The organism is Sphingobacterium phlebotomi (assembly GCF_008180195.1).
Taxonomy (GTDB): domain Bacteria; phylum Bacteroidota; class Bacteroidia; order Sphingobacteriales; family Sphingobacteriaceae; genus Sphingobacterium; species Sphingobacterium phlebotomi.
Map to the genome: position 1 here is coordinate 825,929 of NZ_VTAV01000001.1, position 26,083 is coordinate 852,011.

Below are 26,083 nucleotides of genomic sequence, written 5' to 3' on the forward strand. Positions count from 1 at the left end.
ATAATCACAGGCTACCGCCACAATCGGTGGTAGCCTGTTAAAAATAAGTTTTATGAAAGCGATAACAATAGAGGAAGCCAAAAATTTGGCGAGAGCCAAGAGCCTTGAAAAGAAGCACAAAGGCGAAAGCGTATTTATCATTTACTGCAATCGTACAGAGCATTTCTATATAGACACGAACGGTTTAGTACGCCTTTGGGAAAAATTACACGGCTACTATGTAAATGGGGTTTATGCCACCGAAGATTAACGCATAACATTCAAAAGCAGTTACAATGGAAACGAACGCCATAGCGATAAAATTTGTCAGCCACGAAGTACCCGAATTGGAAACGCTGAAAACCTCAAAGGTCTATCAGCTAAGGGAAAAACTGAACAAGGGCGAGAAGCTAAGCCGAGCCGAGAAAAATTGGATTGCGGAAGCGGTAAACCGAAACGCCTTTTTTAACGGGGCAGTTCCCCTAATGGGTTATCGGTTTGGGTTTGATGATATTCTAAAAACCTATGTAGTGAAGCAGTACGACAGTTGGCAGGAATACAGCGCACCCGACAAAACGAGCCTACGGAGTATAATCTATGGCAGGATTGACCAAATAGCAGAAATCAGTCATTAACACTTAAAGCAATCAAAGATGGAAACAACAGATAGAATTACCAAAGAAACAGACCTTGAAAAGTTTTGCAGGGAGCGATTTAAGCACTTGACCAATGCACAGCTTGTGGCAAGGGTAAACGGTCTTCCCGATTTTGGTTGGGATGATGAGGGCGTGGAACTGCGAAGAAGGCATAGGGTATCAAACGGTGCGTTTGACTATGCCTTTAATCATAACACGATGGTAATCCTAAAAGACGATTAATGATGTACGTAACAGATTTAAACGGTTGCCAAATCGAAGTAACGGATTTAAAGGAAGCCATAAAAATAGCAGGGCGGTACAAAGAATACCGCCACGAGGACGAGCGTTTTTCCGAGTTCGACAAGAGGCAAAAAGCCTATTGGGCGGATATGTACGAGAAACTTACAGCCATCAAAGAACAAGTAACAACACATTAAAACTCACAGCAATGAACACAAATTTTTTCAATCAAGTACAGCAGTTGGATTTTACAGGAATATTGCAACTGAACATTTCTAAGGGGATAGAAAACAAACTAATCGTAACAGTATTGCTCAACAATGAGCAATGCGGAGATAGTGCGAAAAACCTCATTCCCCCATTGATTTTTAACGCCACTTCGCAGGAGTTTGACGAGGGATTTTTTGAGCAGATAAACGCACCAATTAAAGCCATATCGGGTTTAATGGTGGATATGGAAGCCTTTATGAAGCAAATGGAAACCGTCAAACTGCAATCCGAAATGGAGAAGCAGAAAACCGAGAAAGCCAAAAAGGAAAAAGAAACCAAAGACAAGAAGTACAAAGACGGTATGGCAAAGGTGGACGAGTTGGAGAAAGTGGGCAAGTTCCGTGAAGCGTGGATGAAAGTACCCGACATTACGGAGTTTCCCGAAAAAGCGGACGAGATACGCAAACGCAAAACGTCATTGTCCGACAAGTTCGGGACACCGAGCCTTTTTGATGGAGTAACGGAGGAGCAACCCGAACCGCCAAAAACGGAGGAGGTTGCTACCTATTGCCCAATAAATACAACAAACGAAGAAGTAGAATATTAACAATTAAAAACGAACATTATGTTATTAGCAACAGTATTACCGAGAATTTTCATACTCAAAGATAAAGGACAGGATATTCCATTGACTGACCCCGAACCACGTTGGAGCGTGGAAGCCGTGATGAATTATTACGCCAATATGTATCCGATACTGACGACTGCAAAGGTATCGGCACCCAAGATAAAAGACGATGCAGTCGAGTACAGGTTTGAAAGCGTAATGGGTACGAAAGGTTAAACCAAAATTTAAAAGCAATGAATTATGCAACGCAACAAAATATTGGGAACAATCAGCATACCCGAACAGAAAAGGCAACGGCAATTACACCGACAGTTGGGCGAGTTCGCAGACTGGATGCAAAGACCAAAAGATGCAAACGAAGTTCGGGAAGACAAAGGGAAATCCGTACCGATAGCAATGCTACCAATGGTTTTCTAAAGTGTACGTTTCTGCCGAAACTGAAAACGGCACAATCCGTACAGGTTTGTCAGAAAACGGAAAGGGATTTTTATCAGTCCCTTTCCAAACTTGCCAGGCATTACAGCATTGAACCGATGCAGACCCGACAGGATTACAGCTATCCCTACAATATGGTATTGGCTATGTGGGATATGGATAACCAATTGAAACGAACCGTTGCAAATTGGGATAGTTTAAAACTGATACAGGACAGTCAGAAAACCTTTTTTGTGAGTGAGGAAAAGTATGATACAGGTACGACCCTGTATTATATCCCCATTGTTCCACTCTTTAAAATGCTTCACGACCCGAAGCATAAGAAGAATGCCCAATTACTTATTTCGGTTTACAGTTATCTGTACCACATTGCGGATATTCCGTATTACAGGCAAGAAGAAAGCTATCTGTATTGGCTATATGAGATGCACAAAGATTGGGTAGAACAGGACGATGAAACAGAAGAAATGGAAACCTACAAACGTGAATTTTCGATTGCTGAATATATTGGCGACAGCGTAGAACAAAGGCTATTCAACCGTATCAATTTAACGGTATTTGAACAGCGTTTAAACCTTTTTAAAAGCCGTGATACATTCGACAGGGAATGTTGGCAGATAGCCTGTAATGCGTTTGACCTCTATACGGAATACCCTACAGCATCCGTTTTCAGAAACGCACCCATTCCCGAGCAAGACCCTTATGACGATGATTACGAAAATGAGGTCATAGGAATGCAAAAGTATATTTCCTTTATCGCTGATACCAAAGGTTGGCTATATGAAAGTCTTTCGGACAGTATCAACAACGAATTTAACGAGTACGGAGCGATAGAAGAACCGACCATTACCAAACAATTTGACGGAATTGAAATAACCACAAACAATCTTGATTTTGAAAATCGTCTTTTTGTGTTATTGGATGACCTATGTACACTATTGCACAACTATAAAACAGTAGAAAAATGAACGATGCAACAGATATAACCGAAGATTTCGGGACATTATACCACCCAAAATCCGCTTTGGTTTTTTACGAAGCCAAAGGAACAGAAAAATCAATGTATGTAGAGCATTTCGATATGGACAGGGGCGGCAACCCTATCAACGCCCATCCCTTGAGCGTAAAGGAAGCCAATGTTTTGGCGAAGTCTTTACAGACCGATGAAGAAAAGAGCCAAACTTTTTTAAAGCCAAAGGGAATTTTGCCGACAAATGTTCTGCATATCAACCCGAGTAACGATAAAGGCACGGTGCTATGGTACACAAAAGCACAGCAAAGGCAACTGTATTTTGTGGACGGTCTGGGCATAACCAACGGAAAGGCACAAGTACCTGCAATGCTTTGGATAGCTAACAAAAGCAGTCTTACCGTATTCGCTTTGGCAAGCGACAGGCGACCCACCGAAAAAACGCCATTGCATTACGCCCCATTTTTCAACATCTACGAAAAGGGCAACGTATGTATGGGATCGGTAAGCATAGATATTAAAAATTCGGCTTCGGTCGAGGAATTTATACAGGCGTGGGAACATTATTTTTTCAATTCCTATTTCAGCCATTCATTGGTTGCAAATCTGACACGCCAAAACATTGTAAACCTATGGAAAGACCTTGTTAATACGGGCAAACCCTTTCCGAAAGAAGCTTTAAAAAAGAACAATAAAATCCTTAAAAACCTACTCAGATGAATACCGAAAAAACAAAAGTACATTTTACAGATAACTACCTGTTAAACCCGACCAATCCGATAACGGTAAACCTTATCGGGGCAGGTGGCACTGGCTCAAAAGTATTGACCGTCTTGTTAGAGATAAATGAAAGTCTGATAGCTTTAGGACACGCAGGACTTTCCGTAAGGTTGTGGGATGACGATATTATCACGACCGCCAATTTAGGCAGACAGCGTTTTTTTGAAAGCGAAACAGGATTGTACAAAACCGTTGCTTTAATCAACCGTGTAAACCGTTGTATAGGTACGAATTGGAAAGCGGAGAACCGAAAATTTGAAAGGGATAATTTCGGAATGATACCCCAAGAAGCAGAAGCGACCATTACCATTACCTGTGTGGATAACGTACAGGCACGTTTTAATGTAGCTGAAATATTGCGTGTATTCAGCCACCGAAAAAATTACAGGGATACCCCCAAATATTGGTTGGACTTTGGTAACAGTAGGCATACTGGACAGGTATTATTATCCACTATCGGAGAGATAGAGCAACCCAATTCGGAGAAGTACGAAACGGTGGCAAGTCTGCCATTTGTTACTGAAGAATTTGGGGAGTTGCTGAAGCAATCCGAACAGCAGGACGACACGCCAAGTTGTTCACTTGCGGAAGCATTGCAAAAACAGGATTTGTTTATCAATGGCTCATTGGCTCAAATGGGTTGTGAATTGCTTTGGGGATTGTTCCGCAACGGAATGACCGAGAACAGGGGGTTCTTCCTTAATCTGAAAAATTTCCGAACCCAACCGGTAGAGGTCGCCTAACCCAAAAAATCGGCGGCGAAAAGGCAGATCTTTCCGTTGGTCGGAACCGCCTTTTCGCATTGAATAAGGTGCAACCACTTTGTAAAATGCACCGCTACACCATTCCTTTCCCTGCATTTTTCCAAACAGGTTGCCAGATTATGCGTGGGATATTCTTTATCCCAAAGATTGGTTTTGGAAAAATCGACTTCTTTTCTTTTCACATCTGCGACCAAAGAAAAGAAGCAAAAGAACGTCGCTTGTTTGGAACAGATATTTTATACTATTGAAATTGGACGGTTACCGGTTGCTGAAATATTCCTGTGCAATTTTCGCTACTCCCCCACTAAAATATCTTTTGTCATTTTTAAACTCTCTCAATGGCTTTTTTGAAGTCGTCCGTATCACTACCGATAAACAGATAGCTTTCTATACCTATTTCCGAAAGAGCATTCACCGTTTCATTATCATCAATATCACTGTGGGCAATTAGTCTGATACTTGGGTATTTCGTCTTTAGTTCCCTTAGCTGTTCCAATACGTTCCTGTCGTAAAAATCAAGGTCAATGATACAGACTTCGGGAAGTGATGTTAATGCCGACAATTTTGACAAACCGTCCTCAACATTTTCCGAACGGAATAAGACATCAGCTCCTGAAGCAACAAGATCATTGTGGGTTAAGTCTATAAGCGGGCTTTTATCATTGATAAATGCGAGGCTGGTTTGTTTGGGGCTTTTTATAGTTTCCATACTACCAATTTTAAATGTTAGTTTGTGGTGGCCTACAAAAAAAGAGCGTAGGCAACCACACTTACCGATACTAAGGCACTGGTACGCCTAACCCCGAATAAGCGAGCGCCCACGCCATAACGTGAGCGTTCTTACTTATTGCCTCGGGGTTACAAAAATTACCAGTTTTTAGTACCAAGACCTAAAGCAAAAACACTTTAAGTATTTTCTCTATTTTACATTAGCAAATATACTAAAGTCATTCCGATAGAAACATAGTCAGAGCAAAATTTAATTGCAATCAACGGATATTATTGCCGGTATAATTTCTGTTACAAGATTATCAGAATATCACTCTCTTTATAGATAATCTTGCCACCTATCTGTATCAAAGGCGGTATAGCATCATTACGATATTGCTGTAAAGTCCGTTTGCTGATATGTACAACCGGCACATCTCTCCGCCCGACAAGTAGATTTCTCCGTTCATTACAGGGCGGTAGCTTTTTAATATTTCTTCAATACCGTTTCGCATCCGTAGTATCATTTCCTGATGGGCGATGATTTCTTCGGTTTCATTTGTACATTGCGCTACCTTCCATTTTTTTGCTCATTTTTTCTATAGAAGTCGAATTTATTCGGGATTATTACAGGGTTTGTGAATATTCAAACCCTTTGGCTTTGAAAGGCAGCGTTTGGCGTTTTACAATTGCTAAAAACAAAAAATCGGATAACTTTTTAGGTTACCCGATACTCAACATTTTTTTATATCTATTGTTCCTGTATTTATTTTACAAGTCTTAACTGTGCGGATATTTTTTCGTCAACCAATTCAGCATATTCTTTTTCAAACTTCGTTTTTACGGATTTATCTTTTACTTCCAATTTATTCGCTAAGTAGCTCAGTTTTCGTTTATTTTGCTCTATTAACTCTGACCATTCCATGACATAAACCTCTATGTTTTTTTCTGTTTTTTTGTCGTACATAAATGGATTGTCAGGAAAGTTCAATCTTCGAGAGTTTACCTGTGATTTAGCATATTTTGTTAGACGTGACGAAATTAAAACTAATTTGTATTTTACTTTTTCGTTTGGCAATGCTGAATGTTGTTCAATTGTAAAAGCATAATCATCAATTTGATTCAATTCCTTTTTACTGATTGCACATTTGGGAGATTTCAATTCAACAACCATTATTTCCTTGACATCAGCGTCAGTTATCTTTTCGTTGAAGAAGAATAAATCAGTGATGTCATTCAATCCGCCTTCGTCCAATTCAATTAAATTTTCATCGACTTTTGTCGGTTCATAATTGAAATATTTTTCCCTTAATTCAATTAAGATATTGCCGATTTTTTTGTCTGACCATAGTTTAGGTGTCCCATTATAGTTTTCTCCAAATAACCACAGTTCATCTTCAACTATTTTGTGTAATTGACTTCTTTCCTTTAAGTATTTTGATAGTTCTCCATATGTTAACTCATGGAGAAAATCTAAAAACTCTGTTTTATCTGCCACAACACTTGCAAAATGAACCACATCTTCTAAATCAGTTTTCTCTAATAGATTTTGAAATTTCTCTAAATTCTCTTCCGAAAGCTTTAATACTTTGTTGAAGATATATTCAATATTTCCATTACTGATTGCTTTGTCAAGTAACGGATACAAGAAGTTTCTTATTTTATCATCCTTTTGGATAAGTTGATGTTCATCTTCCAATAAATAGGCGACTTTTTTAAATAGAACTTCTTGAGATTTTGAAGCTGGCTGTTCGTTGTTTTGATAAGGGTAATACTTATCATTTTCTAAGGAATTTAGAAATTTCTCGAACCTTTTGTTTTTAGCTTTGAAAAAGTCATTTATCGTTTCCTTAATAGTATTTTTCAGGTTGTTTATTTCTGCCTCTCCTAATGCTTCTAAATCCAAATTTCTAAACAAATCGGCATTCAACATTGGTGATTCGATATAAATGAACCAAGTGCCTAAATCTGATGTATACCAATCAGACGAATAAGTATATTCGTGTGCAACACTTTTTAATCCTGCGTTATCAGTTTGGAAAAAGACTTTTACTTTGTTTAAAGCTGAATTGATATTATAGAAGTAAAAATTTAGCGTATGGGTTTTACCTTTTTTATCTACATAATCAATCGTTTTTTTTGATGGTTTATCTATTACGAAATGTTCTCTTTTTAAAGCGTCCCCATTTATAATGAAGTTTACGGTATTGTGAAAAATCTCAAATGGGTAATGTTCGAATATTGCTTGACTAATATTTTGGGATAAAAAGTGTTCGTGTATTTTATTTCTTTTAGGGAGCTTCGCCTGCTTGTTATGATGAAGTTGTTCAATCATAACTTTGTAATATGGATTGTGTTCTCCTTCAAGATATGTATAGTCAACTTTAAATTCAGTTTCTTCCAACTGAGCATCATTAAAATCCAATGTATCCATACTGAATTTAGTCTTAGTGAACCGTTTTTCTATTTTATCAAAACCGACGGTTTCAATGTGCATCAATTCTCCAATCTGCAAAGAACTAAATCTTCCAATTCCTTGACCACTGGCTTTTGCGGTAGTTCCGATTTCCAAAATCCTATTATCAAACTCATTGAACGGAACTCCAAATCCGTCATCTATTATTTCGATACTCTTGATAGGCGACTTAATATTTGCTTCATTAACATATTCAATGTTGATTTCAATATTTTTCGATTCCGCCTGTAAAGAATTATTTATTAATTCACGAAAAGCTTGAAATGTGTCTCTATATTTAGTCAGGAGGTCTTTTATTACCCTCGTATTAGTAGTTATCTTTTTAGTGGTTGACTTCATTTTTTTCGTATGTTGGATAGCTCATCTTTGTTTCTAACAAAATTACGTAAATATCTGCACCATCGACGGTATCACCTTGGTTAATTATTGCTTAATGACTTTTAATTATTGTCTACCCTGTGCTTTCCACCTCTGTGTGTTGGTTTTTCTCATCTTTTTTCATTTGGCTATACGTCCATATACATACAATTCCGAGGATAATCAGAGCATAAGCAACCCATTTGCCGATACGCTCCAAAAAACGTACAGTTACAGCAGTAGAATACCTTGAAAACATTTCTACGCCTGCTGCACTACGTCTGTAAAACTTTCTGCGGTTTATCCAATAAAGAAGCCCTATCGCAATCACGATAACAATAATACCAAACACTAATTGAGCCGTAACCGTATCCATAACAGTAAGATTATAATTCAAGTAAATTTAAACAAAACACTTTGCATTAGATGCTTAAAAGTAAAAAACCGACCTGTTAAAGTCGGTTTGCTTTTAATATTAACGGTATCGCTCTAATCGCTACTGTTAAACTGAAAGCTTATCTGTTTTTCATTGCCAAAACTATCCGAAATCCAAACCTCAAAGGACTGTGATACTGTAGATGCCGAAGTATAATACAGCCTGAATTGCTCCGATGGCAATGGGTACAAATCGTTTGGAAGATATGGCGGCTCATCGTAATACCTCAAAGTTCCCTGTCCATCAAATTGGAAATACCGGAGAGAATACTGCGTGTTGCTGTAACTTTCTGTACGCTGTATGGTAATACGGATTTCTACTGTCTGCCCACTGGCAACATCTTTGGGCACAGGCATGACATTGACCTCGAAAGGAAAATCGTTCTGTATTTCGAGTTCATCATCTTTGCTACAAGATACCAGTGAAATAGAACCTGTCAGGATTGCCAATAGTAGATATATTGGCAACATTCCTATTCTGAATTTATTAAATATTTCTATCATCGTTTTAAATTTTAAAAGTTAAACCTTAACCCCACGCCTGCCGACGGTCGGAACTGTCGCAGATCCGTACCCCAAAAGACTTTTGTACGCCCTTGCAGAACCAATACAAATCGGTCTGATAGGTACGTTTCAAAGGTCAGCCGACCACCAGCACCGTAGATAAAATTATCCTCACTCATTATCTTCGCACCGTCATACAACATTGCTTCGCCACGATTGATGCTTTCATAACCGACTACGCCTGTTATTCCTGCATTCAATGTAATGTTCTTTTGGGCATTACCCAACAGGAACAAACTGTAACCGGCCTCAGCAGTATAAGTTTCCTGCGGTATGCGTTGGTCTTTATAATCGTGGTATTGGTGCGTGTACTCCAAAGCCCAGATTTGATAATTCCCATTTTTTCCGTTTACGGTCATTCCGAGATTGATATAATAATCGTTACCGATTTTATCATCGGACAAAATGCCCGTACTCACTTCCAGTCCTTTTTGCTTTGGCAACATTTGTTGTGCCTGTGAAACCGTGATGGCCATAAAAAATAGCATCACGGTATGGATATACTTTTTCATTGTTCTTTCTTTAAAAGGTTATTAAAATTTCAGGTGCATATCGTTGATTACACGGGCTTTGATTAAATCTGAATTTTCCACTTGAAGCGTTTGGTGTCTGCCACCGTTTTTCTCGAACATTTCAATTAGCAGCACCTTGTCATCAGCAATGGTAAATTGGTCTAACAGGAAAACATTCTGTTCGGTCGATTTCCCGCTTATGCCTTGCTCCGAAGGCTTGTATGCCCTTAGCGGTGTCAAAGAACGTTCCTGTACTACGGTACGTTTGGCTACCTTTTTATCGACAACTTTGAAATTGATAAAATCAATATTGAACGGCACATTGCTTTTATTTCTTAATTCCGTGTGGAAATAGTATTTGTCGTTGTGGATATAGATACCTTTCAGTATAAACTGAATACCAAAGCTCTTAGCCCCGATATGCTTCACGATACGCTTGTCTTTCTTGTAAATGGTTTCCAATAACAAGCCTGCCAAAGACGGAGAATTGTTTCCCAATTCCTCGAAAAGCACATCGTTACCATTGGCTTTATCCACTTTCTTTTGCATCGTCAGCAGGTCATAGCTCAACACATCGGGATACCCACTATAATAAACGTTGAAACTGTAAAACCGTCCATCATTGGTAATCACGGAAAAGTTTGTTTCGGGTTCAAAATCCCTAACAGCAGCTTTTATACGCAAAACGTTTTCGGCATCTTCCGCTTTACCGGCAATCAGGTATTCGCTCCCCAAATCCACGTACCGTATAGCGGTCGGGAAAATCAAATGCGAAGTTTTGTCGTAAGTAACTTCCATTTTGTAGGGTTCTATCTTGCCCAATGCAAGCGGAGTTTTTGCATTTGCACTATCCTGTGCAAAAGAGGTTACGGCAAAGCCGATTATCAGGGCAACTGTCCAAAATGTCCTAAATAAATTTTTCATTTTTTTATTGTTTGAGTTCAACATTGATTTATTGTTTTGATACAAGGAAGACTTGGTGTCCTGCCTTTAGCGTAACTTTCGGTGTGCGTACTTTCTTGGCGAAATAGCCCGAAATGCCTTGCACCACGCCACGGCTTAAATCGGCAGCGACCTGTTGCCCTGCATTTTGCGTCAGCATTACGCTTGTTCCACCTGTTTGGCTCATATTGCCAGCCATTTCGGTCAGTGCGTTCATTTCAGGCGAATAGGGAACGTACAAACCTTGCTGTCCGTCCAAATCGTAAATGGTAATATCCACAGGGATAATATTTCCCTCCAATTCAATCGAGGTAATTTTGAGTTGCAAACGTCCGCCTTGAAACTTGGCGTTAGCCGTTACAATGGTTCCCTGTGGGATGGTGCGGATTGGCGTTTTTGCAGGCTCTAACAACCGTAATCTTACACCCGTTTCGCCAACTATCGTCTGTGCATCGTGTACACAGGCTTTGATACTGTTTTTCGGCTGTGTAACCTGCTCGGTAGAACCGGCGGTATAAAAACCTCGGTTTCGGGTTTCACTCCAATTTTCCAAAAACTCGCTGTCTGATGGTTCACGATATAAGGCAGATACCGTGTTTTTTCTTGCTGAAGTAAATGCCACGAAATACTCTTTTTGATTAGCTCCTGTTGTCGTACCGTTTGCAGTTACAGGTTGTTCTGCAGTATTTACAGTCGTACCCGCAGGAAGATACTTTGCGGCCATTTCGTAGGACTTCTCCATTAGGGCAAGTTGGTCATCAACCGTTACAGGCTTGGGTACATTTTGTTCCGCCAATTGTTCTTTTAGCTCGTCCAACTGTCTGCGGAGTTCCAGCGTTTCCGAGTTATCATCCTGATAAAATGACCCCAATGTACTTTGCATATTGCGGTAGCTGTTTACGGCAGGATTGTCACCATATTGTCCAGAATTACGAGAACCACCATAACCATAGCTTTCCTCTTCTTCGGGAAATTCGTCTGTCGGTTCTTCCGTGTTCCAGTAATCTGAAAGTGTTGCCAAAGCGTTACGCTTTTCCTGTTCTTTGCGTTCCAGCATTTCCAATTCATACGCTTTGCCTTTGTTTTCAGGCATTCCGGCTCCGGTAGCTTCGGGAACAGCATCGTTCAAACCAACGTTTTCGATTTCCTTTTTGTCTTCGGATGGCTTAAAAATCAAATACATACAGCCCAAGAAAACAATACCCATTAAACCAAAAATCAATGGCTTTTTGAGTTTTTCCGTTTTGTTCTCTGTACCGTCTTGCAGTACATCGGCGGTTTCGTTCGGGTTACCTTCGGTTACCCGGACAACCGACTTTTTATGCTCATTTTCTTTCATAAATCTGATTTTTTAAAATTGTTGTCAATGTATCCTGCAATCTTGTAGGGCTTTCGTTTTTTTTGAGGACAGGGTTTTCGATATGCTCGATGTGCATATCGTTTTTTGACTTTCCTGTATCGTACCATACTTTGGCAACGACCCCTGCGGTCAATAGCAGATAGCCGACAAAGAAGTATAATGTATATCGGTGCTGTTTGCCTGTGGGCAAAGCCCGCCACCTTTGGTCCATCCTGTCAAAAAAACTGTCCATAGTTGTTCTTAACTTTTTCATGCTTTAATGATTATGGGTTATTACATTCTGAACCCTCGTTTTCGGGAAACCGTCTGTTCTTTAGGTTTTTCGGATACTTGGGCAATGGCTTCCTTTACCGTCGGAACCGACCCTGTTGTCAGGTTGGTCAGTTTGGATTGCTTCAATAACTGCCCGTATCGGTCTGTTCTTTCAATATCCATTTCCTGTACATCGAAACTGCCGTTCTCGTATTTTACCCACATGTTGCATTCGACTTTTGGCTTGTCATCGCCATTCCATTGGAGGTAAGTCTTTAACAATAAGATGTTGGGCAGCATCGGTTTGTCGGTACCTTTCTCACAAGCCTCCAAAAATCCATTGATACTGTCTTTCAACTTATCTGCATAGGCAGCTTCCGTGTGGAAGTAACCGTCATAGCCTTTATCCGTCAGGGTTTTTGCGAACATTTCCAAATCATATAACTGTTTCATATCCTTAATTTTTAGTGTTCGATAACTTCGATATCCCTGTTTTCTACCACGGCAAATTTTTCGAGGTTAAAGCCCTGGGGATTGTTATCGGAACGAACGGAGTTTACGAGGTAGCCCGAAGTGATCAGGTTACGTCGGGTCACATTGCTCGAACGGATGATAAACTGTTTTGCATACGTCCGCACCGAATAGGGATAATTGTCGAAATTGCACACGACACTATCCACCTCGATGCGTTGCTGCACGTTACCCGATATAATGCGGCTGTAATACCCTTTTTCCGATAGATCTTTGTAATAGTCAAAGGCTGATTTATCGGCAAGATTAAATGCCCGGCTCATATTGCTTTCGATAGCCCTCTTATCGGGTGCGAGTGTAAAGAACAGCTCGTGAAAACGTCTGACGTGTTCCCTTGCTTCCACAGGTCGGTTGATACTTGCATCTTGCGACAATGCAAGCATCAAGGATTTGCCATTGTCCAATACATAGATTTTTTGACGTTGCTCGTCTGCAAAGCTGTAGGATTTCCATACGGCAAATCCTACTACTCCTGTGCAGAGAACAGCAAACACAATCGCATACAGGCGTATCTGCTTAAAGCTATTTTCGATATTTCTTAGTGTTTTAAATTCCATTTTTAAATGATTATTCGTTTGACATTATTTTTTGAGTAGCTGACCTCCGATGTTTCCAGCAGCCGAACCGGCTCCGGCACTCGCCACGTTTCCGGCTTTCATAGCAGCTTGGTTTACATTTCGGGTAAAGTTTCCGGCACCTCCTGCCTGAATTACCCAGCCTGTAACGGTCGGAACCGTGAAGTAGCCCACGATGCCGATAATCATAAAGATGATGTACACCGTATTGCCCGTATCGGGTATGTAGGTCGGGTCGGCAAGCATTGCTATATCCTTTTCGATAATCAGAACTTGGATTTTGGCGAGCATAGAGCTGAACAGGTCAGCTACGGGCAACCACAGGTAAACGCTGACATACCTCGTGAGCCATTGCGTAAGCGTGGACTGAAAACCGTCCCACACGGAAATAGCAAAGGCAATCGGTCCGAGTATGGACAGGACTATCAGGAAGAATGTTCGTATCGTATCGACCACCAACGCAGCCGCTTGGAACAGCACTTCTAACAGATTGCGAAACCAATTCTTAATGGCTTGCTCGGTTTGATAAGCGAACCTATCCATATACATTCCCGACATCGTCATCAAGTCAGAGGGCGACCAACCTAATTCATCGAGTTTCTTATCAAATTCCTCGTTATTGACGAGGTAAGCCGTTTCAGGATTGCGGAGCATCGCTTCCTTTTCCAGCAAATCTTTTTTAACCTGTAAATCATTTAGATCAAGCACCTGATTTTCGAGAATAGCGTGCGTACCTTGTACCACAGGGCTTAATACGGCATTGATGGTTCCCAGAACCATGGTTGGAAAAAACATGATGCAAAGTCCCAAAGCAAAGGGGCGAAGTAGCGGGTACATATCGATTGGTTCTGCTCGACTGAGTGCCTGCCATACTTTGATGGCGACATAGAACAAAGCACCCAATCCTGCGACTCCTTTAGCCACTGCCGCCATATCGGCGGACAGTGGCATCATCTCGTCATACAAGGAACGTAGTACTTCGTGAAGATTATTGAATTCCATAACTACCAGTATTTTTGATTGGAGGTTCCATACAGCTCAAGTACCCTTTGGGTATTGTTCTGTTTCTTTGCTCTTAGAATGCTGACGGAGATATTCTTATTGGTGTAGTAGCGTACCAGGCTGTGGTATTCTTTTACTTCGTTATACACTTTATCAATAATATCCATACGCTCTTTATCATTTAGCGATAGGCTAGATGAGCTTACAATCTGTTTGAGTTCTTTCAGTAGCTCCGTACTTTCATTCAGCAATGCCGAATAACCGTTAGCAATCGCAGCCAATTCCTGCGCAGAAAAGTTTGGGTCATTCATCATCTTACCGAAATTCTGAACGTACATTTCGGACACATCACCGACAAGTAATACGGTCTGCTGCACCTTACGGGCGTCTTTCACCAGATTGTTTACCGCTTGTAGTTTGTCGTAATATTCTTTACCCTGGTTGTACATCTTTTCCACCTCTTTGAAGTTTTTAACGACATTGGATACCGTGGAGGAAGTTTGTATGATTTCATTGGCGCTGTTCAGGATACCCGATGCCAGATTTACTGGATCGGTGACTACAAATTGTGCTTTCGCTGATGGTGCTACGGCAAGCATAAGTGCCGTACACACCAAATACATGATTTTTTTCATTGTTTTAAAATTTTAAACTGAGCTTTTGCGAGCTCATCGTTAGATAATTGTTACTGATTTGATTTCTCTCGCCTTTGCATGGCGATACGTTTAATGGCGAGTTCTACGTTTCCGCCGAGTTCAGAAGCTAATTGCATCACTTCCATTTTTTCGGTTTCTTCGGTGGTGTAGGAAAAATATTCCTCCAAACTAACTTCTGTGGCATAGACGGCGGAATGTGTACCGCCTAAGCCAATCCATACTTCTTTGTATAATCGTGAGGGATCGTTGTTCATATTAATGGAAAGTACCTGTGCTTTTTCCTTATCTGTAAGTCCAAGCATGGCTTGTATCTCATCAAACTTGTTCATGTACTTGCGCTGATCGAGCAGGATTTTACAGTCGGAATTGTTGATGATACTTTCTTTTACAATCGGTGATTGGATGATGTCATCCACTTCTTGAGTTACCACAATGGCTTCACCAAAGAACTTCCTAACGGTTTTAAACAAATATTTTATGTATTCCGCCATACCCTCTTTGGCAATGGCTTTCCAAGCTTCTTCAATCAGGATGAGTTTTCGGATACCTTTGAGCCTGCGCATCTTGTTGATAAAAACCTCCATAATGATGATCGTCACAATGGGAAATAAAATTTTGTGATCTTTTATCGCATCAATTTCGAAAACAATGAAGCGTTTAGAAAGCAGGTCGAGTTGCTTATTGGAGTTCAATAAGTAATCATATTCGCCTCCTTTGTAATAAGGTTCGAGTACGTTAAGAAAGTTAGCAATGTCAAAATCTTTCTCACGAACTTGTTTTTCCTCCAATACTTTGCGGTAATCGCCTTTTACATATTCATAAAAACCATTAAATGACGGAAAAACATCCTCGTTTTTGATACGTTCGATATAACCGGACACGGCATTGGAAAGTGCCACTTCTTCCGAACGGGTCGGCGGTTCATCATCACGTTTCCAAAGCGTAAGTATCAACGTTTTGATACTTTCACGCTTTTCAATGTCGAAAATGCCATCATCGGTATAAAAAGGGTTGAACGCTATTGGATTATCTTCGGTATAGGTAAAGTAAACTCCGTCTTCGCCTTTGGTTTTTCCTTTAATAAGTTCACTCAATCCCTGATAGGAATTACCTGTATCTACGAGCAGTACGTGTGCACCTTGCTCGTAGTATTGGCGTACCATATGATTGGTAAAGAATGATTTTCCCGAACCTGACGGACCAAGTATAAACTTGTTCCGGTTAGTAATAAACCCACGTTTCATAGGTAAATCCGAAATATCCAAATGGATAGGTTTTCCCGTCAATCTATCCGCCATTTTTATCCCGAATGGGGATGGCGAATTGTGGTAATTGGTTTCTTCGGTAAAGAAGCATAGAGCAGGCTCTATGAATGTGTAAAAACTTTCTTCGCTCGGAAAATCCCCGGCATTGCCCGGCATTCCTGCCCAATAAAGCGTTGCAACGTCCGTCGTATTGTGTCGGGGCTTACACTCCATTAAAGCCAATGCGCTGCCACAATCGTTTTTCAACTGTTTGAGTTCAGCAGGGTCTTCCGACCACGCCATAATGTTGAAGTGTGAGCGTATGGAAGAAAGCCCGAATGAATGTGCTTCGTTCAAATATTTTTCGATCCATTCTTTGTTAATCTGGTTTGCCCGACTGTACCGAGCCAAAGAGTGCATATTCCGTGCGGACTTCTCAAACTTTTGGAGATTAGCTTCGCTATTATCCAAAAATAAATATTGGTTGTAAATATGATTACAGCTTAACAACAATCCCACAGGAGCAGCGAAAGACAAACGGCAATCGCTTCGGTCGGTCGATAGTTTCTCAAAACGGGTATCTGCTGAAACCGCTGTAGGCAAGTCATCTGTATCGGACAAGGTGTGCAGACTTAATCTTTTGTTTCCAATACGGACTTCCTCAGCCCCAAGCGCAATGTCTTGCATCGGTGTACCGACTTCTCTAGAAAGGGTAAGGTATTGTTCCAGCAATCCTTGCTTTTCATCCGTGCCGATAATGTCATCTTCGGTGAGGCGTTTTAGGCTTACAAAACCACTATCGTTCACGATACGCTCAAACTGCGCCACGGTTTCCATAAAATGGTGGATCGCTTCCTTATCCCTGATTTCTTTCGGGATCAACGTGCCTTTGCAAAGCGAACTAAAGTTACTCTGCATCCGCATCCGATCTTTGGTGGTTTTGGTTAGGAAGAGGTAGCAGTAATGGTTTAGAAACGGTCGCTCGTTGAAATGGCGTTGATAGGATTTAGCTAAAAAACTTTGATCTTCCTTTGCTAAATCAGGTGCGTAGTTCTCTTTGATGTACCAATCCTGTTTGTGGATAACCGTAAAATCTGGCAAGGTCTTGATCGCTTTATGCCAAGCAGAATGAATGGCTTCATATTCCGCAGATGCGACCGTGAACAGTTCGGGTAAACGCACTTCAAAACAGGCGGTAATGTCTGCATCTTTGGAAAGAATGCAATTGTTTTCTATAGCCAGCAAAGGAAATTTATTTTCCAATGTGGTCGTTTTTGATACATTTCTCATACGGCATTCGATTTAGGAGTGAATTTTAAATAGCGGTGTACAGGCTTGCGACAGATGATGTAGCGAGGATGCCTTTTTCTTGCTCCCACTTTCATTAATCCGTGTTCGCCGTATTTCCTGTTCAATGAAAAGGTTTGCCACACAATCAGTGATGCACCGCCTGCTCCCAGAAACAAGCAGATGTAGGAATTGACCCCAGCCATATACAGTATCATCACGAAGATGAGCGTACCTAGCAATCCACCTGCGAAAATGAAGAGGTATTGTGCTTTCAGTCCTTTAAACTCTACTGTTCTTCCAATCCCTTTATTGATGTTATAAATACTCATAGGACAAAGGATTACAGGAAGAATGAACGAAGGATGGTAGCCGCAACGATTAAAAAGATACAAGCTCCAAACCACGATGCTGCCGTTTTACTTGTGTCTGGGTCGCCCGAACTAAATTTGTTGTACACCTTAACACCTCCAATTAGCCCAACAACGGCACCGATGGCATAAATTAATTGAGTTGCAGGGTCGAAATAAGAGGTGACCATTTGGGTAGCTTCGGTGATACCTGCTGTACCGTTTCCTTGTGCGAATGCACCCATTCCTGATAGCATTGCAACGACTGCCATCAAAACTTTTTTTCTTTGTTTTTTCATAATTGAAACACATTAAATTGTTATTGTCTTCCCGCTTCTTGCGAGCTTCGTGACAAAGGTGTTTCAGAAATCAAAGCGTTCTAACAAAGTGGCAGTGAGAGGAATTGTTTGGCTGTGGGTGGCTGAATTGCTAAAGAAAATAGAGAGGTGTTGACAGGAAGAGAGAGGTTTTTACTATCTTCGTAAAATGAAATCCTTGTCGTACATATTAGCATTAATGGTTTTGGTCTTATCGACCTTGCCAAGCTTTATGGAAGATAAATGTTTTGACCTAGTGAATCAAACAACAAATAGTCAAGAACAAGATAGCGACGATTGCGGTATGGAATGTTGCTCGCCTTTTTCTAAATGCAATACCTGTACTGGATTTGTAATTACTTCCTTTTATGCTTTAACATCCAATTATGTCCAACAACCTAAAAAGAAATTAGGTGTAATAACAGCGTCAGCTGTTTCAGACTTCCTCTCTTCCATTTGGCAACCCCCTAAGATTAATTAATGTTTTTAGTGTCTTCGGCACAATAACAGATTACGGTGCTACAAACCGTCAATTCTCATTTTTCAAACATTAATGTTTTTTTATACAATGAAAAAAATAGTCTTTGTGTCATTTTTTATGACACTAAATCTCTGTGTATTTGCACAAAACACTTTAAATGCTGTTATTAGAAACAGTGAAAACAAAAATCTTTTGATTGGAGTGACAGCATCTATAAAAGGAACCTCGCTTGCCGCTACATCAAACGAAAACGGTCTCATCATAATAGAAAATATTCCTGATGGGATACAGGAAATACATTTTAGCTATATCGGTTTTAACGACTATATAGATACATTGGAATTTCCATTAGCTGACAACAGTCCTATTGAAATCTTACTCAAAGAAAGTTCAGAGGAGTTAGAGGAAGTTGTCATTTCATCCACAAGAAGCACAAGGAGTATACAAAATATCCCTACCCGTATTGAATTTATTGGAAGTGAAGAACTGGGCGAAAAAGGGAACATGAAACCGGGAGATATTCGTATGCTTTTAGCGGAAAGCACAGGTATTCACGTACAAACCACTTCGCCTACCAGTGCCAATGCAAGTATTCGTATTCAGGGACTTGATGGAAGATATACACAAATCCTGAAAGACGGTTTCCCCATTTATTCAGGTGCTTCAAGTGGATTGGGTTTGTTACAGATACCACCACTTGACCTCAAACAAGTAGAAGTCATCAAAGGCTCTACATCTACACTATATGGAGGCGGAGCAATCGCTGGACTGGTCAATCTGATTTCCAAAACGCCGACCTATGAGAGAGATTTAGGTTTTCACCTCAATGGAACATCCGGCAGGGGTTTGGATATAAACGGCTTTTATGGACAAAGGTTTAATAAAATTGGAACAACTATATTTGCTTCCCATAACCGTAACGCAGCTTATGATCCTGCTAAGAACGGACTATCCGCTATTCCACAATTCGAACGCTATGTACTGAATCCGAAGCTCTTCGTTTATTTCAATGAAAAGACGAAACTGAACTTCGGTATCAACACAACGATCGAGAGCCGTTTGGGAGGTGATATGCTTTACATCAAAGGAAATGGAGATAATACAAACCAATATTTTGAGGAAAATAAAACACAACGCTATTCCACACAATTTGTTTTCGACCATATCATCAATGAAAACAGTACTGTTCAAGTCAAAAATAGTGTAAGTTATTTTAACCGAAATACTACCATTCCAAACTATCAGTTTGAGGGAACACAAACAGCAAGTTTTACCGAAGCCAACTACACCAACAGTACTGAAAAATCGGAATGGGTCACAGGTATTAATATTTGGACGGATAATTTCAAAGAAAAGCAGATTATGGCATCTCCGTTGAGAGATTATAATCAGACTACATTCGGTGCTTTTGTACAAAATTCTTTTAATGCTACGGATTGGTTTCAATTGGAAACAGGTTTTAGAACGGATTATGTTGTGGATTATGGGGTGGTATTCTTACCGAGAGTTTCGGCTCTATTCCACATTGCCGAGGGCTTAACTTCACGAGTTGGTGGTGGATTTGGCTATAAAACACCTACCATTTTTACGGAAGAAAGCGAACGCCTACAATATCAAAATGTAATGCCCATTGACGACAAGACCAATAAATTGGAAAAAAGTTATGGAGCAAATGCAGACATCAATTACCGCACCTACATTGGGGAAGATTGGTCATTTAGCATAAATCAATTGTTCTTTTACACCTATTTGGATAATCCCTTGTTACTTGAAAACTCCTCGGCAAATCTGTATCAGTTTGTTAATTCTCCTGGCTACATCCATACCAAAGGAACAGAAACCAATATTAAAATTGGTTATGATGACCTGAAATTGTTTTTGGGTTATACCTATACAGATGCCCGATTACACCATAATGGAACGACTGTAGAAAGCCCTTTAACACCAAAACACCGCATTAATTCCATCCTGATGTATGAAATAGAAGACAAATGGAAAATTGGTCTGGAAGCCTATTATTTCAGTCGCCAAAAACTGAATAATGGAACTACGGGCAAAGATTACTTTATTACTGGATTTATGGCTGAAAAGATTTGGGAAAGATTTTCTCTGTACATCAACTTTGAAAACTTCCTCGACACCCGACAAACACGCTTTGACAGCATTTATACAGGAACAATAACCAATCCAGTTTTTAAAGACATTTATGCACCTTTGGACGGATTTGTGATTAACGGAGGAATAAAATTTAAGCTTTAAAATAAATGGAAAAAACCATATTCAATATAACTAAAATGGATTGCCCAAGCGAGGAGCAATTAATCCGTATGAAACTGCAAGACTTTGATACGGTAAAAGGATTGGAATTCGATATAGCCAATAGAAAATTAGACGTTTATCACGATGGAAACCCAGAGCCAATTTTTTTGGCTCTGGGAACACTGAATCTAAATACGACATTGGTTTCAACCGAAAAAAGTAATTTCGTTGTTGAAACAGATACAAGCAACAAGCAACGGAAATTACTTTGGATCGTATTGATTATCAACTTCCTGTTCTTTGGATTGGAAATGTTATTCGGTGTTTTTTCAGGCTCAATGGGGTTGGTAGCCGATAGTTTGGATATGCTTGCCGACAGTGTCGTTTACGCATTGGCATTAATCGCCGTGGGTGGAACAATCGCTTTAAAAAACAACATCGCCAGATTTGCAGGATACTTCCAAGTCTTACTGGCTATTATAGGTTTCGTTGAAGTAATCAGACGTTGTATGGGAATTGAAGCTATGCCCGATTTCAAGACAATGATTGTCGTTTCAGTTTTAGCATTGATTGCAAACGTATTTTGCCTTTATCTTTTACAAAAGAACAAAAGTAAAGAAGCGCATATGCAGGCTTCGATGATATTCACATCAAATGATGTCATTATCAATTCGGGAGTTATTGTTGCTGGTCTTTTAGTTAATTGGCTCAATTCAAGTTATCCAGATTTGATTATTGGAGCTATTGTATTTGTAATTGTAGCAAGAGGGGCTTACAGAATATTGAAGTTGGCAAAGTAAATGTAAAAATAAGTTGAGCCTGAAATTTAGTTTTTCAGGCTCAATTAAAATAATTCCGTTTCAGACAAACTCCCCAATATCAAAATCATCTAAATCATTGTTCCGCAAAGTGGAAGAACTGATTTCCGTTTCAGATGAGAGTGAGCTATCCAATAGCTTGGCAATTTTACTGGATGCACCCGCTATAGAATTTTCCAGCAGACTAAATAATTCGGTTCCCTGTATTTTCTGAACGATTGCTATCGCTGTTTCCTTTTGAGATGACTCCAGTTTTTCTTGCTGAAGCAACATCCCCACGGAGCTTAGTTCTTCAAAGGTAACCCCTTGGGCAAAACCATTATCGCCACCAGATATTCCGTACCTGTTCCATTCTTCTTCCTCTTCTTCAAAATCAGGTTGATTGCTAAAAACTTCATCCAGCTCTTCCTGCGGAATCTGAATACTCCTGTTTTCATTTTCGTCGTATTCAATGTCTAAATTATCGGGATTTACCTCTGGTTCCTCAATCTGGCGTTCATTGGCAGTGTTTGGCACTGAAAGGCGTTCTACGGGTTTGGGCTGTCCCATAATATCGGGCAGATCCGGATTGACTTTCTTTTGCGGAGGTTTTTGTTTTGACCTTTTCTTAATGATAATCTTATCCTGCAAAAGCAGGACAATGACGATCAGCAGGCATATTACTATTACAATTTCCATAACTATAAAATTGGTTTAAAACGTTCGTTGAAATAATCTGTAATATCGTCCCCGTACTCTCTAAAATGGTGTTCAAGAATGTTGTCGATATAAGAATAGAGTGTAGTCTTTTCTTCTCTTGTTAATTGTACTATACGTAACAACCTTTCGTGATATTCTGGACGAATGTAAACGACCTTTCCGTTTCGACCTGAAGGAAAACGATTGACCAGAAATGTCTCCTCATAATCCACCTTCTTTAGGGAGCTATTGCGGGCTTTTGGTTTTGTTTCCTTCTGTATTTTCTGTTGTTGAATAACTTCGGGTATAGTAACAGATTGATTACCACTCATGATATTCATGATTAATTCTTCATCAACATCGGGCTTATCAAAATCTTTTCTTCTCTTATCTGTTGACATACTTAACTATTTTAGAGATTAACAATTTTTAAAAATTCTTCAATAAATAAATCCAGTCTCGTTACTTTCATTAGTTGAGGTTCGGCAGGTAACAGACTTGACCGAAATACACTGTTCGGTGTATCGTCCGTCTCTTTTCTGAAACGTTTACTATCCATTATCCGAGAATTCATCACAGATAAATCGAGTTCGTTAATAACGCTTTGATAAGCCTCGTATATTCCTGTTTTCTCTCGACCATCTACCTGATTCCAAAACATCCACATTTTCTGATCTTCATTACTCTCCTCCGTTTCGGGCAAGCCAAGGAATGCTTTAGTAAAGCTCAGTGTACTTTCCATAACTAGACGGTCAGCACTAATTGGAGAAAAAATAAAATCCATTGTTCTTAAGGTCGTGAGCACACCTTTTGTATTAGCTGTTCCGGGAAGATCAAAAAAAGTTATATCAGGCTCTATTGCAGATTGATTTACGTATTCTAAAGCCTTTGACAAGGCATCCTCCGGTTTACAACTGATAATCGGATATGCTTTTTTATTGATACTTTGATACAACTTCATTGCAGCTCTTTTGTGGTAATCATTCTGCATAATAGTTTTCAAATCCCTTTCCCTCATATTGGCTAAGCTGTGTTGTGGGAAATCACAATCCATTACAAGGACATTAAAACCTAAACGATAATGCAATACACTTGAAAGTAATGCGGTCATAGTAGATTTTCCAACACCGCCTTTAGGCGTTGAAAAACTAATTTTTAAAGTTTTCTTTTTTGTTTCCATTATTTAAAGATTTATTGTTACACATTTTATTTGTTTGGCAGGTTTGAATATTGGTTTATTTAAATAGTACCTATTTCCTATATGCCTGTATTCCCCTTTTGGAAATTTTCTTGATTGTTATTTGCTTTTATTACCGCTTGGTGGGTAATCATTTTTAGCAACTGGAAAACCTTACAACTTGTAAATTGCTTTACCGCTTTTATGCTTTTACAGTTTTATGTTTTTAAAACCCTATGCTTTTATTCCAAAATTTCTGTACTAAAACCCAATTTATTTTTTATCCTCATTACATTTTTTACAACCTGCCCTAAAACTTTGATGCAAATAAAGCGATTGATTTATCCGGTAAATGATGTATGGCAGTATTTGGCGTTCAAAGGCAGTGTTTGGCACTCTGTTGTAGTGCAATCCTTTCGTAAAGAGCGCTTTACTTTGTAAGTAGATTTTTATTAACGGATTTATGCAAAATCAAATTGACAAAATGGACTTTAACAGCTACGGCATCAAGCCGTTTTTCCCTGTTAAATCCAATCCGTCCCGGAGGGCGGATTTTTGTGTTCACCGGAACACGGCAAGTTGTGTTTTGAGCATCTCGAAAAGATTTCCGATGCTCAAAACAACTTGCCCTGCCGGGGGCAGAAAACGTCCTCCGAAGTCGGCGTTTTGTATGAATTAAAAATGGATTAGTGATGAATGAAAACAGCAGAAAGCAGTTAAAAAAGGGCGGGCGTCCTCTAAAAAACGATCCCGCTAAAATCCGGTACACGATTTCCTTTAATGAGGAAGAGCATGCCCGTTTTCTTGACTTATTTGAAAAGTCCGGTATGCAGGTTAAGGCACATTTTATAACCTCTTGCATCTTCGATAAGACGATAAAATCTGTTAAAATAGACAAAGGAACAATTGATTTTTATATGCGATTGACTTCGTTTCACAGTCAATTTCGATCTATTGGCGTGAATTATAATCAGGTCGTAAAGCTATTGTATAAGAACTTTTCGGAGAAAAAGGCAGCAGCATATCTCTATAAATTGGAAAAACATACGGCTGAAATGACCGCCTTGTTTAAAGAAATTGTCCAGATAACGGAAGAATTTGATGTAAAATATCTGAAAAAATAACAGCAGAAATGATTGCGAAAATTGGTAGAAGCGCAAATTTATACGGAGCCTTGGCATATAATCAGCTCAAAGTGGAGAACGAAAATGGACAAATTTTGTTCGCCAATAAGATAATTGAAACGCCAAGCGGAGCATATACCGTTTCTCAATTAACCCAATCTTTTGAGCCGTACCTTATCGCAAATCGCAATACGCAATATCACACCTTGCATATTTCGCTCAATCCCGACCCGAAAGATAAAGTTAGCGATGACAAGTATCGGGAAATGGCACAAGAATATATGCGGGAAATGGGTTACGGCGAACAGCCTTTTGTGGTCTTCAAACATACCGATATTGACCGTAGTCATATCCATATCGTATCGGTCTGCGTGGACGAACAGGGCGTGAAAATTTCGGATAGTTTTGAGAAAATGCGGTCTATGAGTGTATGCCGTGAACTGGAAAGAAAACACGGTCTGATACCCGCAACGGACAAAGAACGTAATCACAATGATAAGGTTTTTCGTCCGGTGGATTATCGGGCAAGTGATATAAAAAGTCAGATTGCTTCGGTCATTCGCCACTTGCCGAACTATTATCAATACCAAACTTTGGGAGAATACAATGCTTTGCTTTCCCTGTTCAATATTACCACCGAGAAAGTGGAGGGAGAATTACACGGAAAGGCACAGCAGGGTTTATTGTACATTCCATTGAATGAGAAAGGTGAAAGAGCAGGACATCCGTTCAAGGCTTCGTTTTTCGGAAAGAACGCAGGGCTTCCGGCTTTGGAATTGCATTTTGCGAAATGCAAAACAACCCTGAAAGATACCGCAACCAAACAGACTTTAAAATCAGCCGTTACCATTGCCCTGCAATCCACAAACAATGAACAGGCTTTTAAAAAACAATTAGGGGAGCAAGGGATTAATGTAGTGGTTCGTCGGAATGAAACTGGTCGTATTTACGGAATGACTTTTATTGACCACAACTCTAAAAGCGTTTGGAACGGTTCACGATTGGCAAAAGAACTTTCTGCCAATACCTTTAATGATTATTGGAACAATAATATCAAAGCGGAGATTAAAGAGCCAGTTGCACCCCTACCAAAATTGTCCAAACCAACTGATACGGAGGATTTACCTGCGGAAGAACCACATCATTTGTTCGACTTCTTAAATACTGAAAAACACGAAGACGGTTTGATAGAAGCCTTTGGAGGTTTGCTCATACCTGAAGCACAGGGGGAAGATTACGAGGAACAGGATTTTGCTAATAGGATGAAGAAAAAGAAAAGAAGACTATAGTAAGTCATCTTTTGGAATTAAAATCTGCTTTTAAAACGATTTGTT

The 26,083-nt window shown here is 39.8% G+C and carries 32 protein-coding genes; 13 read left to right on the top strand and 19 right to left on the bottom strand.

Going from position 1 to position 26,083, the window contains the following annotated elements:
- Window positions 1-52 precede the first annotated feature (52 nt).
- Genes FXV77_RS03095 through FXV77_RS03135 form a run of 9 tightly spaced genes read left to right on the top strand, consistent with a single transcriptional unit; the run spans window position 53 to window position 4,623 of the window.
- Window positions 53-250, top strand: coding sequence for a hypothetical protein (locus FXV77_RS03095; RefSeq protein ID WP_002993144.1), 198 nt, complete (start codon window positions 53-55; stop codon window positions 248-250).
- A gap of 25 nt (window positions 251-275) precedes the next feature.
- On the top strand, window positions 276-614 hold the full coding sequence (locus FXV77_RS03100) for a hypothetical protein (RefSeq protein ID WP_002993145.1): 339 nt from the start codon (window positions 276-278) through the stop codon (window positions 612-614).
- Window positions 615-632: 18 nt separating this feature from the next.
- Entirely contained in the window at window positions 633-857 is a 225-nt protein-coding gene (locus tag FXV77_RS03105) for a hypothetical protein (RefSeq protein ID WP_002993146.1), read from the top strand.
- A complete protein-coding gene (locus FXV77_RS03110) occupies window positions 857-1,054 on the top strand; it encodes a hypothetical protein (protein WP_002993148.1) in 198 nt (65 codons plus the stop codon). The genes FXV77_RS03105 and FXV77_RS03110 overlap by 1 nt, the downstream gene beginning before the upstream one ends.
- An 11-nt stretch (window positions 1,055-1,065) precedes the next feature.
- Window positions 1,066-1,674, top strand: coding sequence for a PRTRC system protein E (locus tag FXV77_RS03115; RefSeq protein ID WP_148917740.1), 609 nt, complete (start codon window positions 1,066-1,068; stop codon window positions 1,672-1,674).
- 18 nt (window positions 1,675-1,692) lie between these two features.
- Window positions 1,693-1,911, top strand: a complete 219-nt coding sequence (locus tag FXV77_RS03120) for a PRTRC system protein C (RefSeq protein ID WP_148917741.1) — start codon at window positions 1,693-1,695, stop codon at window positions 1,909-1,911.
- 17 nt (window positions 1,912-1,928) lie between these two features.
- Window positions 1,929-3,098: a hypothetical protein gene (locus tag FXV77_RS03125; protein WP_115170674.1), complete on the top strand. Its 1,170-nt coding sequence runs from the start codon at window positions 1,929-1,931 to the stop codon at window positions 3,096-3,098.
- Window positions 3,095-3,820, top strand: coding sequence for a PRTRC system protein B (locus FXV77_RS03130; RefSeq protein WP_148917742.1), 726 nt, complete (start codon window positions 3,095-3,097; stop codon window positions 3,818-3,820). Before FXV77_RS03125 ends, FXV77_RS03130 begins: the two co-directional genes overlap by 4 nt.
- Entirely contained in the window at window positions 3,817-4,623 is an 807-nt protein-coding gene (locus FXV77_RS03135) for a PRTRC system ThiF family protein (protein ID WP_148917743.1), read from the top strand. The genes FXV77_RS03130 and FXV77_RS03135 overlap by 4 nt, the downstream gene beginning before the upstream one ends.
- On the opposite strand, the gene FXV77_RS22305 is transcribed toward FXV77_RS03135, so the two are convergent.
- The 16 genes from FXV77_RS22305 to FXV77_RS03220 all read right to left on the bottom strand — a co-directional run bounded on the left by FXV77_RS22305 (window position 4,620) and on the right by FXV77_RS03220 (window position 18,194).
- Window positions 4,620-4,826, bottom strand: coding sequence for a hypothetical protein (locus FXV77_RS22305; RefSeq protein WP_148917744.1), 207 nt, complete (start codon window positions 4,824-4,826; stop codon window positions 4,620-4,622). The genes FXV77_RS03135 and FXV77_RS22305 overlap by 4 nt on opposite strands.
- Window positions 4,827-4,969: 143 nt before the next feature.
- A complete protein-coding gene (locus FXV77_RS03145; protein WP_115170684.1) occupies window positions 4,970-5,353 on the bottom strand; it encodes a response regulator in 384 nt (127 codons plus the stop codon).
- Window positions 5,354-6,118: 765 nt separating this feature from the next.
- Window positions 6,119-8,167, bottom strand: a complete 2,049-nt coding sequence (locus FXV77_RS03155; protein WP_148917745.1) for an ATP-binding protein — start codon at window positions 8,165-8,167, stop codon at window positions 6,119-6,121.
- Between the two features lie 112 nt (window positions 8,168-8,279).
- Complete coding sequence (locus tag FXV77_RS03160; RefSeq protein WP_148917746.1) at window positions 8,280-8,561, bottom strand: molybdenum ABC transporter permease; 282 nt, start codon at window positions 8,559-8,561, stop codon at window positions 8,280-8,282.
- Between the two features lie 113 nt (window positions 8,562-8,674).
- A complete protein-coding gene (locus FXV77_RS03165; protein WP_115170688.1) occupies window positions 8,675-9,124 on the bottom strand; it encodes a DUF3872 domain-containing protein in 450 nt (149 codons plus the stop codon).
- A gap of 11 nt (window positions 9,125-9,135) precedes the next feature.
- Window positions 9,136-9,696: a conjugal transfer protein TraO gene (locus FXV77_RS03170; RefSeq protein WP_148917747.1), complete on the bottom strand. Its 561-nt coding sequence runs from the start codon at window positions 9,694-9,696 to the stop codon at window positions 9,136-9,138.
- 21 nt (window positions 9,697-9,717) lie between these two features.
- Window positions 9,718-10,620: a conjugative transposon protein TraN gene (gene traN, locus FXV77_RS03175; protein WP_115172071.1), complete on the bottom strand. Its 903-nt coding sequence runs from the start codon at window positions 10,618-10,620 to the stop codon at window positions 9,718-9,720.
- 28 nt (window positions 10,621-10,648) lie between these two features.
- The gene (gene traM, locus FXV77_RS03180) at window positions 10,649-11,977 is read right to left on the bottom strand and encodes a conjugative transposon protein TraM (RefSeq protein ID WP_148917748.1); all 1,329 of its coding nucleotides are present in this window, start codon (window positions 11,975-11,977) and stop codon (window positions 10,649-10,651) included.
- Window positions 11,964-12,251, bottom strand: a complete 288-nt coding sequence (locus FXV77_RS03185; protein WP_148917749.1) for a nitrogen regulatory IIA protein — start codon at window positions 12,249-12,251, stop codon at window positions 11,964-11,966. Before FXV77_RS03185 ends, traM begins: the two co-directional genes overlap by 14 nt.
- Window positions 12,252-12,271: 20 nt before the next feature.
- Complete coding sequence (locus tag FXV77_RS03190; protein WP_115170691.1) at window positions 12,272-12,703, bottom strand: hypothetical protein; 432 nt, start codon at window positions 12,701-12,703, stop codon at window positions 12,272-12,274.
- Window positions 12,704-12,714: 11 nt separating this feature from the next.
- On the bottom strand, window positions 12,715-13,338 hold the full coding sequence (gene traK, locus FXV77_RS03195; RefSeq protein WP_148917750.1) for a conjugative transposon protein TraK: 624 nt from the start codon (window positions 13,336-13,338) through the stop codon (window positions 12,715-12,717).
- Between the two features lie 24 nt (window positions 13,339-13,362).
- Window positions 13,363-14,358 carry a conjugative transposon protein TraJ gene (gene traJ, locus FXV77_RS03200; RefSeq protein WP_148917751.1) on the bottom strand — a complete coding sequence of 332 codons (996 nt, stop codon included), beginning with the start codon at window positions 14,356-14,358 and terminating at the stop codon, window positions 13,363-13,365.
- Window positions 14,359-14,360: 2 nt separating this feature from the next.
- Window positions 14,361-14,993, bottom strand: a complete 633-nt coding sequence (locus FXV77_RS03205; RefSeq protein WP_045755183.1) for a DUF4141 domain-containing protein — start codon at window positions 14,991-14,993, stop codon at window positions 14,361-14,363.
- A 50-nt stretch (window positions 14,994-15,043) separates the two neighbouring features.
- Window positions 15,044-17,548 carry a TraG family conjugative transposon ATPase gene (locus tag FXV77_RS03210; RefSeq protein ID WP_148917752.1) on the bottom strand — a complete coding sequence of 835 codons (2,505 nt, stop codon included), beginning with the start codon at window positions 17,546-17,548 and terminating at the stop codon, window positions 15,044-15,046.
- Window positions 17,545-17,877, bottom strand: a complete 333-nt coding sequence (locus tag FXV77_RS03215) for a DUF4133 domain-containing protein (RefSeq protein WP_115170697.1) — start codon at window positions 17,875-17,877, stop codon at window positions 17,545-17,547. Before FXV77_RS03215 ends, FXV77_RS03210 begins: the two co-directional genes overlap by 4 nt.
- 11 nt (window positions 17,878-17,888) lie before the next feature.
- Window positions 17,889-18,194 carry a DUF4134 domain-containing protein gene (locus tag FXV77_RS03220; RefSeq protein WP_115170698.1) on the bottom strand — a complete coding sequence of 102 codons (306 nt, stop codon included), beginning with the start codon at window positions 18,192-18,194 and terminating at the stop codon, window positions 17,889-17,891.
- Window positions 18,195-18,780: 586 nt separating this feature from the next.
- On the opposite strand from FXV77_RS03220, the gene FXV77_RS03230 reads away from it, so the two are divergent.
- Both FXV77_RS03230 and FXV77_RS03235 read left to right on the top strand, forming a co-directional pair.
- The gene (locus tag FXV77_RS03230) at window positions 18,781-20,952 is read left to right on the top strand and encodes a TonB-dependent receptor (RefSeq protein ID WP_148917753.1); all 2,172 of its coding nucleotides are present in this window, start codon (window positions 18,781-18,783) and stop codon (window positions 20,950-20,952) included.
- 5 nt (window positions 20,953-20,957) lie between these two features.
- Window positions 20,958-21,752 (top strand): cation transporter, encoded by a 795-nt coding sequence (locus tag FXV77_RS03235; RefSeq protein WP_094280386.1) that lies wholly within the window; start codon window positions 20,958-20,960, stop codon window positions 21,750-21,752.
- 60 nt (window positions 21,753-21,812) lie between these two features.
- Here FXV77_RS03235 and FXV77_RS03240 read toward each other — a convergent pair whose 3' ends face one another.
- Genes FXV77_RS03240 through FXV77_RS03250 form a run of 3 tightly spaced genes read right to left on the bottom strand, consistent with a single transcriptional unit; the run spans window position 21,813 to window position 23,628 of the window.
- Window positions 21,813-22,448, bottom strand: coding sequence for a hypothetical protein (locus tag FXV77_RS03240; RefSeq protein ID WP_002993186.1), 636 nt, complete (start codon window positions 22,446-22,448; stop codon window positions 21,813-21,815).
- A gap of 2 nt (window positions 22,449-22,450) precedes the next feature.
- Window positions 22,451-22,849: a DUF3408 domain-containing protein gene (locus FXV77_RS03245; protein WP_002993187.1), complete on the bottom strand. Its 399-nt coding sequence runs from the start codon at window positions 22,847-22,849 to the stop codon at window positions 22,451-22,453.
- An 11-nt stretch (window positions 22,850-22,860) separates the two neighbouring features.
- Window positions 22,861-23,628 carry a ParA family protein gene (locus FXV77_RS03250; protein ID WP_148917754.1) on the bottom strand — a complete coding sequence of 256 codons (768 nt, stop codon included), beginning with the start codon at window positions 23,626-23,628 and terminating at the stop codon, window positions 22,861-22,863.
- Between the two features lie 689 nt (window positions 23,629-24,317).
- Between FXV77_RS03250 and mobA the strand changes: the two genes are divergently transcribed.
- On the top strand, window positions 24,318-24,749 hold the full coding sequence (gene mobA / locus FXV77_RS03255; protein ID WP_002993194.1) for a conjugal transfer protein MobA: 432 nt from the start codon (window positions 24,318-24,320) through the stop codon (window positions 24,747-24,749).
- A gap of 8 nt (window positions 24,750-24,757) precedes the next feature.
- Window positions 24,758-26,038, top strand: coding sequence for a conjugal transfer protein MobB (gene mobB / locus FXV77_RS03260; protein ID WP_148917755.1), 1,281 nt, complete (start codon window positions 24,758-24,760; stop codon window positions 26,036-26,038).
- Window positions 26,039-26,083: the final 45 nt, after the last annotated feature.

Excerpts from the sequence above, each read along its gene's own strand:
- FXV77_RS03095 (WP_002993144.1), top strand. The coding sequence starts at position 53 with ATGAAAGCGATAACAATAGAGGAAGCCAAAAATTTGGCGAGAGCCAAG.
- FXV77_RS03100 (WP_002993145.1), top strand. The coding sequence starts at position 276 with ATGGAAACGAACGCCATAGCGATAAAATTTGTCAGCCACGAAGTACCC.
- FXV77_RS03105 (WP_002993146.1), top strand. The coding sequence starts at position 633 with ATGGAAACAACAGATAGAATTACCAAAGAAACAGACCTTGAAAAGTTT.
- FXV77_RS03110 (WP_002993148.1), top strand. The coding sequence starts at position 857 with ATGATGTACGTAACAGATTTAAACGGTTGCCAAATCGAAGTAACGGAT.
- FXV77_RS03115 (WP_148917740.1), top strand. The coding sequence starts at position 1,066 with ATGAACACAAATTTTTTCAATCAAGTACAGCAGTTGGATTTTACAGGA.
- FXV77_RS03120 (WP_148917741.1), top strand. The coding sequence starts at position 1,693 with ATGTTATTAGCAACAGTATTACCGAGAATTTTCATACTCAAAGATAAA.
- FXV77_RS03125 (WP_115170674.1), top strand. The coding sequence starts at position 1,929 with ATGAATTATGCAACGCAACAAAATATTGGGAACAATCAGCATACCCGA.
- FXV77_RS03130 (WP_148917742.1), top strand. The coding sequence starts at position 3,095 with ATGAACGATGCAACAGATATAACCGAAGATTTCGGGACATTATACCAC.
- FXV77_RS03135 (WP_148917743.1), top strand. The coding sequence starts at position 3,817 with ATGAATACCGAAAAAACAAAAGTACATTTTACAGATAACTACCTGTTA.
- FXV77_RS03145 (WP_115170684.1), bottom strand. The coding sequence starts at position 5,353 with ATGGAAACTATAAAAAGCCCCAAACAAACCAGCCTCGCATTTATCAAT.
- FXV77_RS03155 (WP_148917745.1), bottom strand. The coding sequence starts at position 8,167 with ATGAAGTCAACCACTAAAAAGATAACTACTAATACGAGGGTAATAAAA.
- FXV77_RS03160 (WP_148917746.1), bottom strand. The coding sequence starts at position 8,561 with ATGGATACGGTTACGGCTCAATTAGTGTTTGGTATTATTGTTATCGTG.
- FXV77_RS03165 (WP_115170688.1), bottom strand. The coding sequence starts at position 9,124 with ATGATAGAAATATTTAATAAATTCAGAATAGGAATGTTGCCAATATAT.
- FXV77_RS03170 (WP_148917747.1), bottom strand. The coding sequence starts at position 9,696 with ATGAAAAAGTATATCCATACCGTGATGCTATTTTTTATGGCCATCACG.
- traN (WP_115172071.1), bottom strand. The coding sequence starts at position 10,620 with ATGAAAAATTTATTTAGGACATTTTGGACAGTTGCCCTGATAATCGGC.
- traM (WP_148917748.1), bottom strand. The coding sequence starts at position 11,977 with ATGAAAGAAAATGAGCATAAAAAGTCGGTTGTCCGGGTAACCGAAGGT.
- FXV77_RS03185 (WP_148917749.1), bottom strand. The coding sequence starts at position 12,251 with ATGAAAAAGTTAAGAACAACTATGGACAGTTTTTTTGACAGGATGGAC.
- FXV77_RS03190 (WP_115170691.1), bottom strand. The coding sequence starts at position 12,703 with ATGAAACAGTTATATGATTTGGAAATGTTCGCAAAAACCCTGACGGAT.
- traK (WP_148917750.1), bottom strand. The coding sequence starts at position 13,338 with ATGGAATTTAAAACACTAAGAAATATCGAAAATAGCTTTAAGCAGATA.
- traJ (WP_148917751.1), bottom strand. The coding sequence starts at position 14,358 with ATGGAATTCAATAATCTTCACGAAGTACTACGTTCCTTGTATGACGAG.
- FXV77_RS03205 (WP_045755183.1), bottom strand. The coding sequence starts at position 14,993 with ATGAAAAAAATCATGTATTTGGTGTGTACGGCACTTATGCTTGCCGTA.
- FXV77_RS03210 (WP_148917752.1), bottom strand. The coding sequence starts at position 17,548 with ATGAGAAATGTATCAAAAACGACCACATTGGAAAATAAATTTCCTTTG.
- FXV77_RS03215 (WP_115170697.1), bottom strand. The coding sequence starts at position 17,877 with ATGAGTATTTATAACATCAATAAAGGGATTGGAAGAACAGTAGAGTTT.
- FXV77_RS03220 (WP_115170698.1), bottom strand. The coding sequence starts at position 18,194 with ATGAAAAAACAAAGAAAAAAAGTTTTGATGGCAGTCGTTGCAATGCTA.
- FXV77_RS03230 (WP_148917753.1), top strand. The coding sequence starts at position 18,781 with ATGAAAAAAATAGTCTTTGTGTCATTTTTTATGACACTAAATCTCTGT.
- FXV77_RS03235 (WP_094280386.1), top strand. The coding sequence starts at position 20,958 with ATGGAAAAAACCATATTCAATATAACTAAAATGGATTGCCCAAGCGAG.
- FXV77_RS03240 (WP_002993186.1), bottom strand. The coding sequence starts at position 22,448 with ATGGAAATTGTAATAGTAATATGCCTGCTGATCGTCATTGTCCTGCTT.
- FXV77_RS03245 (WP_002993187.1), bottom strand. The coding sequence starts at position 22,849 with ATGTCAACAGATAAGAGAAGAAAAGATTTTGATAAGCCCGATGTTGAT.
- FXV77_RS03250 (WP_148917754.1), bottom strand. The coding sequence starts at position 23,628 with ATGGAAACAAAAAAGAAAACTTTAAAAATTAGTTTTTCAACGCCTAAA.
- mobA (WP_002993194.1), top strand. The coding sequence starts at position 24,318 with ATGAATGAAAACAGCAGAAAGCAGTTAAAAAAGGGCGGGCGTCCTCTA.
- mobB (WP_148917755.1), top strand. The coding sequence starts at position 24,758 with ATGATTGCGAAAATTGGTAGAAGCGCAAATTTATACGGAGCCTTGGCA.